Annotated in this window: 12 protein-coding genes; 6 read left to right on the top strand and 6 right to left on the bottom strand. The window is 69.0% G+C overall.

Going from position 1 to position 14,927, the window contains the following annotated elements; all coding sequences use genetic code 11:
* Nucleotides 1-13: 13 nt before the first annotated feature.
* The 4 genes from glyS to FB600_RS03650 are packed head-to-tail and all read left to right on the top strand — an operon-like array spanning nt 14 to nt 4,436.
* Nucleotides 14-2,113 carry a glycine--tRNA ligase subunit beta gene (glyS, locus tag FB600_RS03635; protein ID WP_096750218.1) on the top strand — a complete coding sequence of 700 codons (2,100 nt, stop codon included), beginning with the start codon at nt 14-16 and terminating at the stop codon, nt 2,111-2,113.
* A gap of 40 nt (nt 2,114-2,153) precedes the next feature.
* Entirely contained in the window at nt 2,154-2,717 is a 564-nt protein-coding gene (gene gmhB / locus FB600_RS03640) for a D-glycero-beta-D-manno-heptose 1,7-bisphosphate 7-phosphatase (RefSeq protein ID WP_013699333.1), read from the top strand.
* Nucleotides 2,718-2,765: 48 nt separating this feature from the next.
* Complete coding sequence (locus FB600_RS03645; protein ID WP_047836972.1) at nt 2,766-3,545, top strand: lysophospholipid acyltransferase family protein; 780 nt, start codon at nt 2,766-2,768, stop codon at nt 3,543-3,545.
* A 45-nt stretch (nt 3,546-3,590) separates the two neighbouring features.
* Nucleotides 3,591-4,436, top strand: a complete 846-nt coding sequence (locus FB600_RS03650) for a M48 family metallopeptidase (protein ID WP_096750719.1) — start codon at nt 3,591-3,593, stop codon at nt 4,434-4,436.
* 118 nt (nt 4,437-4,554) lie between these two features.
* Here the strand turns inward: FB600_RS03650 and gloA are convergent, their stop codons facing one another.
* The 5 genes from gloA to FB600_RS03675 all read right to left on the bottom strand — a co-directional run bounded on the left by gloA (nt 4,555) and on the right by FB600_RS03675 (nt 10,720).
* A complete protein-coding gene (gene gloA / locus FB600_RS03655; RefSeq protein WP_013699336.1) occupies nt 4,555-4,947 on the bottom strand; it encodes a lactoylglutathione lyase in 393 nt (130 codons plus the stop codon).
* 124 nt (nt 4,948-5,071) lie between these two features.
* Complete coding sequence (gene rsmA / locus FB600_RS03660) at nt 5,072-5,899, bottom strand: 16S rRNA (adenine(1518)-N(6)/adenine(1519)-N(6))-dimethyltransferase RsmA (protein WP_098181582.1); 828 nt, start codon at nt 5,897-5,899, stop codon at nt 5,072-5,074.
* A gap of 36 nt (nt 5,900-5,935) precedes the next feature.
* Nucleotides 5,936-6,937, bottom strand: coding sequence for a 4-hydroxythreonine-4-phosphate dehydrogenase PdxA (pdxA, locus tag FB600_RS03665; RefSeq protein WP_096750217.1), 1,002 nt, complete (start codon nt 6,935-6,937; stop codon nt 5,936-5,938).
* Between the two features lie 11 nt (nt 6,938-6,948).
* Nucleotides 6,949-8,304 (bottom strand): peptidylprolyl isomerase, encoded by a 1,356-nt coding sequence (locus FB600_RS03670; protein WP_096750216.1) that lies wholly within the window; start codon nt 8,302-8,304, stop codon nt 6,949-6,951.
* A 55-nt stretch (nt 8,305-8,359) separates the two neighbouring features.
* Nucleotides 8,360-10,720: an LPS-assembly protein LptD gene (locus tag FB600_RS03675; RefSeq protein WP_036033283.1), complete on the bottom strand. Its 2,361-nt coding sequence runs from the start codon at nt 10,718-10,720 to the stop codon at nt 8,360-8,362.
* 232 nt (nt 10,721-10,952) lie between these two features.
* Here FB600_RS03675 and FB600_RS03680 point away from each other — a divergent pair, with 232 nt between their 5' ends.
* Entirely contained in the window at nt 10,953-12,014 is a 1,062-nt protein-coding gene (locus FB600_RS03680) for an aminoglycoside phosphotransferase family protein (RefSeq protein ID WP_096750215.1), read from the top strand.
* Between the two features lie 83 nt (nt 12,015-12,097).
* Nucleotides 12,098-12,835, top strand: coding sequence for an N-acetylmuramate alpha-1-phosphate uridylyltransferase MurU (gene murU / locus FB600_RS03685; RefSeq protein WP_098181581.1), 738 nt, complete (start codon nt 12,098-12,100; stop codon nt 12,833-12,835).
* Between the two features lie 85 nt (nt 12,836-12,920).
* Here murU and FB600_RS03690 read toward each other — a convergent pair whose 3' ends face one another.
* Nucleotides 12,921-14,837, bottom strand: coding sequence for an ABCB family ABC transporter ATP-binding protein/permease (locus FB600_RS03690; RefSeq protein WP_096750213.1), 1,917 nt, complete (start codon nt 14,835-14,837; stop codon nt 12,921-12,923).
* Between the last annotated feature and the right edge of the window lie 90 nt (nt 14,838-14,927).

Below are 14,927 nucleotides of genomic sequence, written 5' to 3' on the forward strand. Positions count from 1 at the left end.
GATTCCCCCCATCATGACGCACACCCATACCGCTCCCCTGCTGGTCGAACTGCTGACCGAGGAACTGCCGCCCAAGGCGCTCGCGCGTCTCGGCGACGCCTTCGCCGAAGGCCTGGCCCAGCGCCTCGCCGCGCGCGACCTGATCGACGGCGAAGCCGTGTTCGAACGCTTCGCCACGCCGCGCCGCCTGGCGGTGCTGATCCTCAACGTGCGCGCCGTCGCGCCGGAGCGCCAGGTCCGCGAGAAAGTGCTGCCGGTGTCGGTCGCGCTCGACGCGAACGGCAACCCGACGCCGCCGCTGGCCAAGAAGCTGGCCGCGCTCGGCCGCCCCGAGCTGGGCATCGCCGATCTCGAGCGCGCCCAGGACGGCAAGGCCGAGGCCTTCTTCCTGAACTACTCGGCGCCGGGCGTCACGCTCGCCGACGGCCTGCAGACCGCGCTCAAGGAAACGCTCGACAAGCTGCCGATTCCCAAGGTGATGACCTACCAGCGCCCCGACGGCAGCGACGTGCAGTTCGTGCGCCCGGTGCATCGCCTCACGGTGCTGCACGACACGGACGTGGTGCCGGTCTCCGCGTTCGGCATCGATGCCGGCGACACCACGCTCGGCCACCGCTTCCTGTCGAGCGGCGCGGTCGCGATCGGCTCGGCCGCCGGCTACGCCGAGACGCTGCGCGAACGCGGCCGCGTGATCGCGCATTTCGTCGACCGCAAGGAACAGATCCGCACCGCGCTGGCCGAGCAGGCCGGCGGCGACACGGTGGTGATGCCCGAGGCCCTGCTCGACGAGGTCGCCTCGCTGGTCGAATGGCCGGTGGTCTATGCCTGCCGCTTCGAGGACGAGTTCCTGCAGGTGCCGCAGGAATGCCTGATCCTGACCATGCAGACCAACCAGAAGTACTTCGCGCTGACCGACGCGGCCGGCAAGCTGCGCTCGCGCTTCCTGATCGTCTCGAACATCGAGACGGCCACGCCGGTGGAGATCGTCGAGGGCAACGAGCGCGTGGTGCGCCCGCGCCTGGCCGATGCCAAGTTCTTCTTCGAGACCGACAAGAAGACGCGCCTGGCCGATCGCGTGCCGCGCCTGGCCAACGTGGTCTATCACAACAAGCTGGGCTCGCAGCTCGCGCGCGTCGAGCGCATCGAGGCGATCGCGGCCGGCATCGCGCCGGCGATCGGCGCCGACCCGGCGCTGGCGCAACGCGCCGCGCGCCTGGCCAAGGCCGACCTGCTGACCGACATGGTCGGCGAGTTCCCCGAGCTGCAGGGCACCATGGGCACCTACTACGCGCGCCACGACGGCGAGCCGGAAGAGGTGGCCGTTGCCTGCACCGAGCACTACCAGCCGCGCTTCTCGGGCGACACGCTGCCCGAGGCCGCCGTCAGCACCGCGGTGGCGCTGGCCGACAAGCTCGAGACCCTGGTCGGTATCTGGGGCATCGGCCTCGCGCCGACCGGCGAAAAGGACCCGTTCGCGCTGCGCCGTCACGCGCTGGGCGTGCTGCGCCTGCTGCTCGAGAAGCAGCTGCCGCTCGATATCGTCGAGCTGCTGCGCGCCGCCCAGGCGAGCTTCGCCGGCATCGCCGGGGTGGCCGATTCGACCGACGCGATCTTCGCCTTCTTCCTCGATCGACTGCGCGGCCTGCTGCGCGAGCGCGGCTACAGCGCCGGCGAGATCGACGCGGTGCTGGGCCTCGAGCCGACCCGCATCGACGAGCTGATCGCGCGCCTGGACGCGGTGCGCGAGTTCACGCGCCTGGCCGAAGCCGAGGCGCTGGCGGCCGCCAACAAGCGGATCTCGAACATTCTGAAGAAGTCGGAAGGCGCCGCGCCCGGCGCGATCCAGCCGGCGCTGCTGGCCGAGCCGGCCGAGCAGGCGCTGGCCGCGCAGCTGGCCGAGGTCGCGCCGCGCGTGCAGTCGCAGCTCGCCGCGCGCGACTACACCGGCGCGCTGTCGGCGCTGGCCGCGCTGCGCGCGCCGGTCGACACCTTCTTCAACGACGTGATGGTCAATGCCGAGGATCCGGCGCTGCGTGCCAACCGGCTCGCCTTGCTGTCGGCGCTGCACCAGCAGATGAACTGCGTCGCCGACATCTCGAAGCTGGCCGCCTGAGCGGCCCATCGTCACGCCACGCGCTGCCAGGAGATACGCCATGCCGACGGGTGCCAACCGCAAGCTCGTCGTCCTCGATCGGGACGGCGTCATCAACGTCGATTCGGACGCCTTCATCAAGACGCCCGACGAATGGATCGCGCTGCCCGGCAGCCTCGAGGCGATCGCGCGGCTCAACCACGCGGGCTACCGCGTGGTGGTCGCGACCAACCAGTCGGGGATCGGGCGCGGCCTGTTCGACATGGCCGCGCTCAACGCCATGCACCTGAAGATGCACAAGGCGGCCGCCGCGGTCGGCGCGCGCATCGACGCGGTGTTCTACTGCCCGCACACGGCCAGCGACAACTGCGATTGCCGCAAGCCGAAGCCGGGCATGATGACCATGATCACGCAGCGCTTCGAGATCGAGCCGGACCAGACGCCGATCGTCGGCGACGCGCTGCGCGACCTGCAGGCCGGCGTCGCGGTGGGCTTTCGCCCGCACCTGGTGCTCACCGGCAAGGGCCGCAAGACGCTCGCGGCCGGCAAGCTGCCCGAAGGCACGCGCGTGCACGACGACCTGCGCGCCTTCGCGCTCGATTTTCTGTCCCAGCCACAGGACTGACGCCGCCCTCGCCGCGCGCGCCTTCCGTCAACGCCCGAGCCCACGCCGATGCTTTTCCTCCGTTCGCTGCTGCTACTCGTCTATTTCGTGCTCTACACGGTGCCCTACGCGACCGCCTGCTTCATCGCGTTCCCGTTCATGCGCCCGCATGCGCGCTACTGGATGGCGGCCGGCTGGTGCCGCTCGACGCTCGCCGTGGTCCGCGTGCTCAACGGCATCGACTACCGCATCGAGGGCATGGAGAACCTGCCCGACGGCCCCGCCGTGCTGCTCTCCAAGCACCAGTCGGCCTGGGAGACGCTGGCCTTCCCGGCCCTGATGCCGCGTCCGCTCTGCTACGTGTTCAAGCGCGAGCTGCTCTACGTGCCCTTCTTCGGCTGGGCGCTGGGCCTGCTGCACATGGTCAACATCAATCGCAAGGAAGGGAAGAACGCCTTCGACTCGGTGATCCGCCAGGGCAAGAGCCGCCTCGCCGACGGCGCCTGGGTGATCATGTTCCCCGAGGGCACGCGCACCCCGACCGGGCGCCAGGGCAAGTACAAGACGGGCGGCGCGCGCTTCGCGGTGGGCACCGGCGTGCCGGTGGTGCCGATCGCCCATAACGCGGGCCGCGTCTGGCCGCGCAATTCGTTCAACAAGTATCCGGGTATAGTCACGGTGTCGATCGGCAAGCCGATCGATTCGCGCGGCCTCACGCCGGACGAGCTGAACCTTCGCGTCGAGCAGTGGATCGAAACGGAAATGCGCCGCATCGATCCGGATGCCTACCGCCACGAAAGCGGCGACGCGAACGGCGACGCCCGATCGGCCGGCGCCGCACGACTCTGATCCAAGGTTTCATTCATATTGCGCAACGCCCAACGAAGCGATCTGATGCCCAAGCGTCCCAGGCCACGGCCCGCCGTCGTCGCACTCGATCACCACCAGCTCGATCTGCCGCTGTTCGACGGACCGCTCGCGCCCGCGCCTCCCGCTTCACCCTCGCCCGAGCGCGACCGCTCGCTGCGCAAGCTGACGCTAGACGGGCGCGTGCTCGAATACCGGCTCAAGCGCTCGGCGCGGCGCACCATCGGCTTCGCGATCGACGGCAGCGGCCTGTCGATCACGGCGCCGCGCTGGGTCACGCTCACCGACATCGAGGCGGCGATCGCCGAGAAGCGGCGCTGGATCTTCGCCAAGCTGGCCGAGTGGCAAACCCGCATCGAGCAGCGCGCGCTGCCGCAGATCGACTGGAGGGACGGCGCGCAGATTCCCTATCTCGGCAAGCCGGTGGCGATCACCATCGCCTCGGCCGACGGCACGCTGGCCTATGACGCCGAGCGCGCCGTGCTGGCGCTGGGTCTGCCCGCGCATGCCGACGCCCAGCAGATCAAGGATCGCGTGCAGGGCTGGCTGCAGGGCGAAGCCAAGCGTATCTTCGGCGAGCGCCTGCCGGTTTATGCACAGAAGCTCGGCGTGAGCTACCGTGCCTACGCGCTGTCCTCGGCCTCGACGCGCTGGGGTAGTTGCTCCAGCGACGGCAAGATCCGCCTGAACTGGCGCCTGGTGCACTTCCCGATGTCGATCGTCGACTACGTGGTCGCGCACGAGCTCGCGCACCTGCGCGAGATGAACCACAGCCCCGCGTTCTGGCAGACCGTCGAATCGATCTTTCCCGAATTCCGCGAGGCGCGGCACACGCTCAAGCATCATCCGCCCGAGCTGCTGCCGACGCTCTGAACGCGCCCTGCCCGTTTTCCGGTGCCATGCAAAACGGCGCTCCGCATGAAGCGGAGCGCCGTTTTTTCATGGCCTTTCAAGGCCGGCGGCAGCGGGCGCGAGGCGCCCGCCCGATGGTTCAGTGCTGCGTCTTGCGCTGGATGAACTCGATCTTGTAGCCGTCCGGATCCTCGACGAAGGCGATCACGGTGGTGCCGTGCTTCATCGGGCCGGCCTCGCGCGTGACCTTGCCGCCCTGGGCCTTGATCCGGTCGCAGGCCGCGTAGGCATCGTCGACCTCGATCGCGAGGTGGCCGAAACCGTTGCCGAGTTCGTAGGACGGCGTATCCCAGTTGTGGGTCAGCTCGATCACCGTGCCCGCGCTTTCTTCCTCGTAACCGACGAAGGCGAGCGTGAACTTGCCTTCCGGGTAGTCGTCGCGGCGCAGCAGCTTCATCCCGAGCAGCTCGGTGTAGAACTGGATCGAGCGGTCGAGATCGCCGACGCGCAGCATCGTGTGCAGCATTCGCATGGGGGGACTCCGTGGGGAACAGTCTTCTGGGAACGGTCGAATTTACCAGACGCGGCGAATTTTCGCCGGGCGCAAATCGAACGGCTTACAGGCGCCCTTCGGCCGCGCCCGCCGTCGGCAAGGCTCAGCCGGCCGGGCGCGCGGCCGATACCGCCTGGGCCAGGCCCACGTATTCGTCGACCCCGACATCCTCGGCGCGGCGCGCCAGGTCGAAGCCGAGCGCATCGAAATCGATCGCGTCGCGATAGGCGCCGAGCGTGTTGCGCAGCATCTTGCGGCGCTGCGAGAAGGCGGCCGTGACCACCTCGCCGAGCACCGCGACATCGACCGCGGCCAGCTCGTGCGGCGCGTAGGGAATCATCCGCACGATCGCCGAATCGACCTTCGGCGGCGGCTGAAACGATTCGGGCGGCACGTCGATCAGCTTGTCCATCACGTAGCGGTACTGCAGCATCACCGACAGGCGGCTGAAGGCCTTGCTGCCCGGCTCGGCCACCATTCGCTCGACCACCTCGTTCTGCAGCATGAAGTGCTGGTCGACCACGCGCTCGGCGAAGTCCATCAGGTGGAACAGCAGCGGGCTGGAGATGTTGTAGGGCAGGTTGCCGATGATGCGCAGCGAGGGCTTGTCGCCGGGCAGCGCCAGCGAGCCGAAGTCGAAGGCGAGCGCGTCGCCCGCGTGCAGTTCGAGCCGCTCGCCGAAGCGCTGCTTGAGGCGACCGATCAGGTCGCGGTCGAGCTCGACCGCGTGCAGCGGCGATTCCGACGTGGCCAGGCGCTCGATCACGGGGCCCGTCAACGCGCCGAGGCCCGGCCCGATCTCGACCATGCGCTCGCCGCGCTCGGGGCGAATCGCATTGACGATCGAATCGATCACGCCGAGATCGACGAGAAAATTCTGCCCGAAGCGCTTGCGCGCGAAGTGTCCCTGGTGCTGTCTGCTGTTCGACATCGAATCCGGAAAAACGAAAAAAGGCGGACCGGGAATTCAGTCCGCGCGTGCCTGGAGGCGGTGGCGCGCCATCGCGACGGCGGTATCGAGCGCCGCGATCATGCTGCCGCAATCGGCGCGGCCGGAACCGGCCAGGTCGAGCGCCGTGCCATGGTCGACCGAGGTGCGCACGATCGGCAGGCCGAGCGTGACATTGATGCCCTCGCCGAAGGTGGCGTACTTGAGGACCGGCAGGCCCTGGTCATGGAACATCGCGAGCACGCAGTCGGCCTGCTCGAGATAACGCGGCTGGAACAGCGTGTCGGCCGGATAGGGGCCGCGCGCATCGATGCCGGCCTGCTGCGCGCGCGCCAGCGCCGGCGAGATCACGTCGATTTCCTCGCGGCCCAGGTAGCCGTTCTCGCCCGCGTGCGGATTGAGCCCGGTGACCAGGATGCGCGGCGCGGCAAGGCCGAAATGGCGGCGCAGGTCGCCGTCGATGATGCTCAGCGTCTCGACCAGCCCCTCGATCGAGAGCGCGGCCGACACGTCCTTGAGCGGCAGGTGCGTGGTGGCCAGCGCGACGCGCAGGGGCCGCTCGCCGGTGCCCGCCAGCATCATCACCACGCGCGGCGTGGCGGTGCGCTCGGCCAGGTATTCGGTATGGCCGGTGAAGGGCACGCCGGCGTCGTTGATGGTGCTCTTCTGCAGCGGCGCGGTGACGATCGCGTCGTAGTCGCCCGCCAGCGCGCCGTCGATCGCCGCATCGAGCAGGCCCAGCACGTAAAGACCGTTGGCGGCATCCAGCCGGCCCGCCTGCGAAGGCACCGCGAGCGGCCGATGCGCGAGTCTCACGCGGCCATCGGCGCCGAGCCGTTCGGCATCCACGCCGACCGCCGCCGCGCGCTCGGCGAACAGCGCCGCGTCGCACAACACCTCGAAGCGCGCGTCCGGCCAGCGCTCGCCCGCCTCGGCCAGCGCGCGCGCGCTCAGCTCCGGGCCGACCCCGGCCGGCTCGCCGGTCGTGATCGCGATGCGCAGGGGCTGGGCGGCTCGCATGACGGCGGGGCTCAGGGTTGCGGCTGGCCGATCTTGATCTGCACGTAGGACGAATCGCGCAGCTCGCGCAACCAGTCGGCATAGGCCTGCTCGGCCTTGCGCTGGCCGATCGCCTGGCGGGCGATGTCCATCTGCTTCTGCACCGAGCCTTCCGCGTCGCGGCGGCCCAGCACCTGGATCAGGTGGTAGCCGTATTCGGTGCGCACCGGCTGGCTGATCTGGCCGTCCTGCAGCTGGCTCATGGCGCGCTCGAATTCCGGCACCGTCTCGCCCGGGCTGATCCAGCCGAGATCGCCGCCCTGCGAGGCCGAACCGTCCTGCGAATAGGTGCGCGCGAAGTTGGCGAAATCGCCGCCCGCCTCGATCTGGTTGCGGATGTCGATCAGTTGCTGGCGCGCCTGCGATTCGGACTTGCCCTCGCCCACGCGCAGCAGGATGTGGCGCACGTGGGTCTGCACGATCTTGGGCGAGGCACCCACGGTACCCGAGGCCGGGCGGCGATCGACCAGGCGCACGATCTCGAAGCCGTCCGGCACGCGAATCAGGTTCGGGCTGACCTGGCCGGGGCGCAGTTGCGAAACCGCCTGCACCACGTCGGCCGGCAGCGAGCCCGGCGCCTTGAAGCCGAGATCGCCGCCGGTCTTGGCGTCCTTCGCCTCGGAGGAAGTCCTGGCGAGCTTCTCGAAGTCGGCGCCGGAAGCCAGCGCCTGCTTGAGCAGGCCGTCGGCCTTCTTCTGCGCGATGTCGATCTGGTCCTGCGGCGCGTTCTGCGGCGCGGCCACGAAGATGTGCTCGAGCCGCACGTCCTGCTGCGAACCCGAGTTCGGGCCGCGCTGGCTGGCGATGTAGCTGGCCACCTCGGCGTCGGTCACGGTGATCTTGCTGTCGACTTCCTTCTCGCGCAGGCGCGAGAGGATCAGCTCGTTGCGCGCGTCGCCGGAGAAGGTGCTCCAGGGCACGCCGAGCGCCTCGAGCTGGGCGCGGTACTGGTCGACCGTCATGCCGTTGGCGGCGGCCAGGCGCTGCAGCGTGCTCTGCACGGTGGCGTCGCTGACCTCGATTCCATCGTCCTTGGCCTTCTGCAGCTGGATCCGCTCGACCACCATCTGGTTGAGCACCTGCGAGCGCAGTTCGTCGGGCGGCGGCACCGGCACCTTCTGCTGCTGCAGCCGGCGCGAGATCAGGCCGACCCGCTGGTCGAGCTCGCGTGCCGTGATCACGCCGTTGTTGACGACCGCCACGACCTCGTCGGCCAGCGTCGCGCCGCTCGAACCGAGCGCCTGCGCGGCCGCCGGCGTGACGGACAGCAGCGACATGACGGCCGCGAGGCCCGACACGATTGCTGCGAAGCGAAGGGATTTCTTCATTGCCACAAAGACTCCATTGAAAGCTGGCTGGGCCGGCGCCGCGTCAGGGCGAAAGTTAGTCATAGTTGCTGAATCGGGCCTGCGGCGGCGGGGCCGGCGGCAGCGGCGTGTAGCCGGGGACACCGCCCTTGAAGGCGGCCACCAGGCCATTGTCGATGTTCGACAGTCCCTTCAGGGTCAGCTGCGCCATGAAGCGCGTGGCCGAGCTCTGCTGACCGGAAAGGTTCACGCCGTTGGCGGTGCGCTGCACGCCCACGCCCACTGCCCAGCAGTCGGCATCGTACTGGAAGCCGAGTAGACCGTCGACCACGCGCTTGCCGGCCAGGTCGTAGTTGAAGCGGCCGACCGCGTAGAGGTGCTGGGTCAGCGGCCACTGGCCGGAAACCAGGATCTGGTTGATCGGCTCGTTGACCAGGGTCGAGGAATTGGCCCGCGTGTAGCGATAGGCGACATTGAGCACGCGCCGCTCGCCCGGGCTGTAGCCGAAGCCGATGCTCGACTTCACCAGCTGGTTGTTGTCGGCGTTGTACTGGAAGGCCGTCTCCGACGCGAAGCCGGCGCCGAGCTTGAGCGAGGCGCCGACGATCAGGTCCGAGTGCCGCGCCTGGGTCGGCGCCTGGGTCGGGTCGAGCGTGACGCGCTGGTCGGTGAAGTAGTACTGCTGCGCGATCACGAAGCGCGCGCGCTCGTCGCCGGTGGCGGCGTCCAGGAAACGCGTGGTGAGCGCCGCGGTCAGGCGGTTCTCGTCCGAGATCCGGTCGTTGCCGACGAAGGTATTGGTGGTGAAGATCTCGGCCAGCCCGAAATCCGATTCGGCCGTGTCGAACAGCGGCGCGTCGAGCTGGTTGCGGTACGGCGTGTAGACGTAGTAGAGCCTCGGCTCCAGCGTCTGGATGAAGTCCTGCCCGAACAGGCGCACCGAGCGGTCGAACACCAGCCCGGTGTCGAACGACAGCGTCGGGATCGAGTAGGTGAAGCGCTTCGGCTGGCCCGGGACACCGCCCGTGGTGTTGGTCAGATCGTACGAGGCGAGGTGCAGTTGCGCCTTCGGCACGATGAAGTAGCCGGGACCGTAGACGCCGTACGAGACGTACGGGTTGAACATCACGCGATCGCCTTCGGGCTGGTCCGCCGTGGTGATCTTGAAGCGCGTGTAGTCGGCCTCGGCGCCGAAGTCGAAGCCGCCGACGTTGTACTTCGCGTATTTCACGTTCAACTGCGGCTCGCGGCCGTAAGGCGCGACCGACGGCTGCAGCGTCTGCCAGTGCTGGTAGCGCGTGAGGATCGACCAGGGACCGTTGTTGTAGGTCAGGCCGGCTTCCTGCTGGTACAGCGTCTGGGTGCCGTTGGCGAACTGGTTGGTCGACCCGAGATCGCCCGGGTAGGCCTGGTCCGACACCTTGTTGTAGTAGACGTAGCCGGCCAGGCCGGGAGCCAGCGTCTGCTGGTGCTGCACATAGATCGCATAGCGATTGCGATGCGCGACCCGGTCGTCCGGCAGGAACTCGCCGGTGATGCCGCCCGAGTAGGTCGGCGACAGGTAGCGATACTCGGCCCGCGTGAACACGCCGCGCTTGGAGATGAGCTCCGGCGTCAGCGTCAGGTCGCGGTTCGGCGCGATGTTGAAGTAGTACGGCACCGCCAGTTCGAAACCATTGGTCGAACTCAGCGAGAAGGTCGGCGGCAGGAAGCCGCTGCGCCGCTCGCCCGACAGCGGGAAGGTCAGCCAGGGGCTCGCGAAGATCGGCACGCCCTGGAAGAACAGCGTGCCGTTGCGCGCCACGCCCTCGTCCGCGCCGGTGTCGAACTCGAAGCGGCTGCCCTTGATGTACCAGGCCGGGTTCGCGCACTGGCAGGCCGAGTAGGTCGCATCGGTCATCACCGAGCGCTCGCTGTCGAGCAGCTCCGCCTGTTGCGCGCTGCCCGAACCGCCGGTGGCCGTGAAGCGGTACTTCGGCGTGGCCATCGTGCCCTGGTTCGCCTCGACCTTCAGGTGCGCTTCCGGGCCGTAGAAGGTCGAGCCGTTGCCCGATACCGTGACCTTGCCATAGGCATCGGCCATGTCGGTGTCCTGATCGTAGTGCAGCGCATCGGCCTTGACGACGGTGGTGCCGCGTCGCAACTCCGCCGAGCCCTTGGCGGCCAGGTCCTGATCGGTGGTGCCGCTGGTGTGGTCGGCCAGCACGAAACCGGCCGGCTTCGAGCCGGGACGCAGCGGATGCTCCTCGAGCTGGGGCGCCAGACGCAGGTCCCACGGCGACGCTCCGAGCGGCTGCGGATCCGCGGCCGCGCCCGCGAGCTGCGCCTGGGCGACCGCGGGCACGAAGCCGGGGACGGCGAGCAGGGCGACCGCGAGGCGCCGCTTGCGCATCGCGGGCTCGCGGGATACGAGCGGGAAAATCAGTTTAGGCGGCATCGATATCGGGCGAATCGGCCCCGTCAGGCCCCGGCGTTCGCGCATCGCGGACCACGCGATCGAGCCGTGACGGCGACGGGGCGCACACGAGCCAAGGCGATCGGCGGGGGCAACGAGGGGCCGCAGGCGCGCTGCGAACCCGCGACCGGCGGGGATTGACACGGGACGCGTCAAAAAAGTCGTGGGGTATTATATGGCAAGACGTTCCCCCCTCCCCCGAGTTTCCGTTTCGATGACGCCCCCTTCGCCCGCCCAGTCTCCCGCTCCCGCCGCCGACAGCCGCCTCGATCAACTGCGCGCCTGGCTGGCGACGCACGCGGACCGCCACGCGCTGGCGCTCGACACGCTCGCCCCGGCCTCGGCCGACGCCAGCTTCCGGCGCTATTTCCGGCTCGCGAGCGGCACCGAGCCCGGCGGCACGGCGATCGCGGTGGATGCGCCGCCGCCCGAGAAATGCCGCGAGTTCGTGCAGATCGCCGGGCTGCTCGCGGCCGCCGGCCTGCATGCGCCGCGGGTGCTCGAAGTCGACCTGGAAGCGGGCTTCATGCTGGTTTCCGACCTCGGTACCGCCACCTACATCGGCGCGCTCGACCCGGCCGACACCGCCGCCGCGAAGCCCTTGCTGCGAGCCGCCATCGATGCGCTGGTGCGCTGGCAGCTCAGCTCGCGCGAAGGCGTGCTGCCCGTCTTCGACGAGGCCTTCCTGCGCCGCGAGATGGAGCTGATGCCCGAGTGGTACGTCGGCCGCCACCTGGGCAGGACACTCGACGAGCGCCAGCGCGGCGTGCTCGACCGGACCTTCGCCCTGCTGGTGGCGAATTCGCTGTCGCAGCCCCATGGCTATATGCTGCGTGACTTCATGCCGCGCAACCTGATGATCTGCGAGCCGAATCCCGGCGTGCTGGACTTCCAGGACGCGGTCTGGGGGCCGCTAGCCTACGATGTCGTCTCGCTGCTGCGCGATGCCTTCATCAGTTGGGACGAGGAGTTCGAACTCGACTGCTTCGTCTATTACTGGGAGCAGGCCAGGAAGGCCGGCCTGCCGGTCGACGCCGACTTCGGCGAATTCTACCGCCAGCTCGAATGGACCGGCCTGCAGCGCCATATCAAGGTGCTCGGGCTGTTCCCGCGCATCCACTACCGGGACGGCAAGCCGCGTTACCTCGACGACCTGCCGCGCTTCCTCGCCTACGCGCGCAAGGTGGCGCAGCGCTACCGGCCGCTCGCGCCGTTCGCGAACCTGCTCGACGAGCTCGAGGGACAGTCGTCCGTCGAGGTCGGCTACACGTTCTGAACGCGGAATCGCCTGCCGCCGCGCCCGACAAGCCTTACCTCGCCCTACCCGTCGTTACCCGACCTTATCCGCCCTTGCCCGACATGACCGCCGTGCTCGATACCGCGATGATCTTTGCCGCCGGACGCGGCGAACGGATGCGCCCGCTCACCGACCTGCGGCCCAAACCCCTGCTCGAGGTCGGCGGCAAGCCGCTGATCGTCTGGCAGATCGAAAGGCTGGCGGCGGCCGGCTTCGAGCGCATCGTGATCAACCATGCCTGGCTGGGCGAGCAGATCGAGGCCGCGCTCGGCGACGGTTCGCGCTGGGGCGTGCAGTTGCGCTACTCACCCGAGGGCGAGGCGCTGGAGACGGCCGGCGGCATCGCCCAGGCGCTGCCGCTGCTGGCCGGCGAGGAGGACCACGGCGGCGCCCGCTCGCCGGTGTTCGTGGCGGTCAGCGGCGACGTGTTCTGCGAATTCGACTACGCCTCGCTGCGCGAGCGCGCCGCCGCGATGGCCGCGCAAGCGACACCCGGCATGCACCTGGTGATGGTGCCGAACCCGCCCTTCCATCCCGCCGGCGATTTCGCGCTGGAAGACGACGGGCGGCTCGCGCTCGACGGCGCCGAGGCGCGTTTCACCTTCGGCAATATCGGCCTGTACGACCTGCGCATGTTCACCGACCTGCCGCGCGGCACGCGCCGCGCGCTGACGCCCTACTACCGCGACACGATCGCGGCGGGGCATGCCAGCGGCGAGCTGTACGAGGGCATCTGGGAGAACGTCGGCACGCCGGCCCAGCTCGGCGCGCTCGACGCCAGGCTGCGCGGCCGCCGGTAGGCACCAGCGGCGCCGGGCGCCCCGGCCTGGCGGCCGGCAGTTGGCCGGTGCCCCGCGCGAACGCGGATGCTGCCACCAACCCGCGTCAGGCGTCGTCGATCGCCGGCGGCAAGGATTGCCCCGCGTCGGGCGCCACCTCGGCCGGTGCCTGCGCGGCTGCCTCGCGCTGCTGCTGTTGCAGCGCCCACATCTGCGCATAGTGACCGCCCGCGCGCACCAGCTCCTGGTGCGTGCCGCGTTCGACGATCCGCCCGCGATCCATCACGATGATCTGCGCCGCATGCACGACGGTGGACAGCCGATGCGCGATCACCAGCGTGGTGCGATGCCGGGCGATCTGCTCCAGCTCCTGCTGGATCGCCCGCTCCGAGCGCGAATCGAGCGCCGAGGTGGCCTCGTCGAACACCAGGATCGGCGGATTCTTCAGGATGGTCCGCGCGATCGCGACACGCTGCTTCTCGCCGCCCGACAGCTTCAGCCCGCGCTCGCCGACGGTGGTGTCGTAACCCATCGGCAGGCTCTCGACGAAGGCGTGGATATGGGCCGCGCGCGCGGCCGCGATCACTTCCTCGCGGGTGGCGCTGGGACGGCCGTAGGCGATGTTGTAGTGGATCGAGTCGTTGAACAGCACAGTGTCCTGCGGCACGATGCCGATCGCCGCGCGCAGCGAATCCTGGCTGACATCGCGCAGGTCCTGGCCGTCGATCAGGATCGCGCCGCCACCGTCGCGGTCGAGATCGTAGAAGCGGAACAGCAGGCGCGAGAGCGTCGACTTGCCCGAACCGCTGTGGCCGACCACCGCCGTGGTGGTGCCCGCCTCGATCGTGAAGCTCACGTCGTGCAGGATCTGCCGCGCCGGCTCGTAGGAGAAATCCACGTGCTCGAATCGCACCTGCGCGCCGCGCACCGCCAGCGCCGGCGCGCCGGGCGCATCGGCCACCTCCTGCGGCGCCGACAGCAGCACGAACATGCGGTCCATGTCGGTCAGGCTCTGCTTGAGCTCGCGATAGACGATGCCGAGGAAGTTCAGCGGGATGTAGAGCTGCAGCATGAAGGTGTTGATCAGCACCAGGTCGCCGAGCGTGAGCCGCCCCGCCAGCACGCCCTGGGTGGCACGCCAGAGGATCAGCACCAGGCCCACGCCGATGATGGTCTGCTGTCCGAAATTGAGCAGCGACAGCGAGCGCTGCGAGCGGATCGCGGCCTGCCGGTAGCGCTGCAGGTTCTCGTCGTAGCGGCGCGCCTCCCAGTCCTCGTTGCCGAAGTACTTGACCGTCTCGTAGTTGATCAGCGAATCGATCGCGCGCGAATTGGCGCGCGAGTCGAGCTCGTTCATGGTGCGCCGGAAATGCGTGCGCCACTCGGTGACCTTGATGGTGAACACCACGTAGGCGGCCAGCGCGCCGAGCGTGATCACCGCGTACCAGGCGTCGTACTTGACCACGAAGAAGCCCAGCACCAGCCCGACCTCGATCAGGGTCGGCAGGATGCTGTAGAGCGAGTAGGAGATCAGTTGCTGGATGCCGCGCGTGCCGCGCTCGATATCGCGCGACATGCCGCCGGTCTGCCGCTCGAGATGGAAGCGCAGCGACAGCCCGTGCAGATGACGGAACACCTGCAGCGCGAGCTGGCGCACCGCGCTCTCGGTGACCTTGGCGAACAGCATCTCGCGCAGCTCGGTGAACAGCGAGGTGGACAGCCGCACCAGCGCATAGGCCACCACCAGCAAGCCCAGCCCGCCCGCCAGCACCAGCGGCGCCGACTGCTCGGCGCGACCCAGCGCCTGCAGGTGCTGCACGGAGGAAAGCCCGTCGACGATCCGCTTCATCACGATCGGCACGCCCAGGTTGGCCAGCTTAGCGCCGATCAGGCAGGACAGCGCGAGCAGCACGCGGCCCTTGTAGGTGCTCAGGTAGGGCAGCAGCGAACGGATCGTCTGCCAGTCGTTGCGGGGCCCGGAGGCGGCCGGCGCGGGCTCGGGGGAAGCAGGGAAGCGGCGCATTGGGGGGACGATGCGCATGCCGTCGGCTCGACGCCGGGCACGCACTTTCTCGTACAATTTCAGAATCCTGCATTGTCGCAGAAGCCGGTT

The organism is Burkholderia sp. SJZ089, from assembly GCF_007828315.1.
GTDB lineage: Bacteria > Pseudomonadota > Gammaproteobacteria > Burkholderiales > Burkholderiaceae > Burkholderia > Burkholderia gladioli.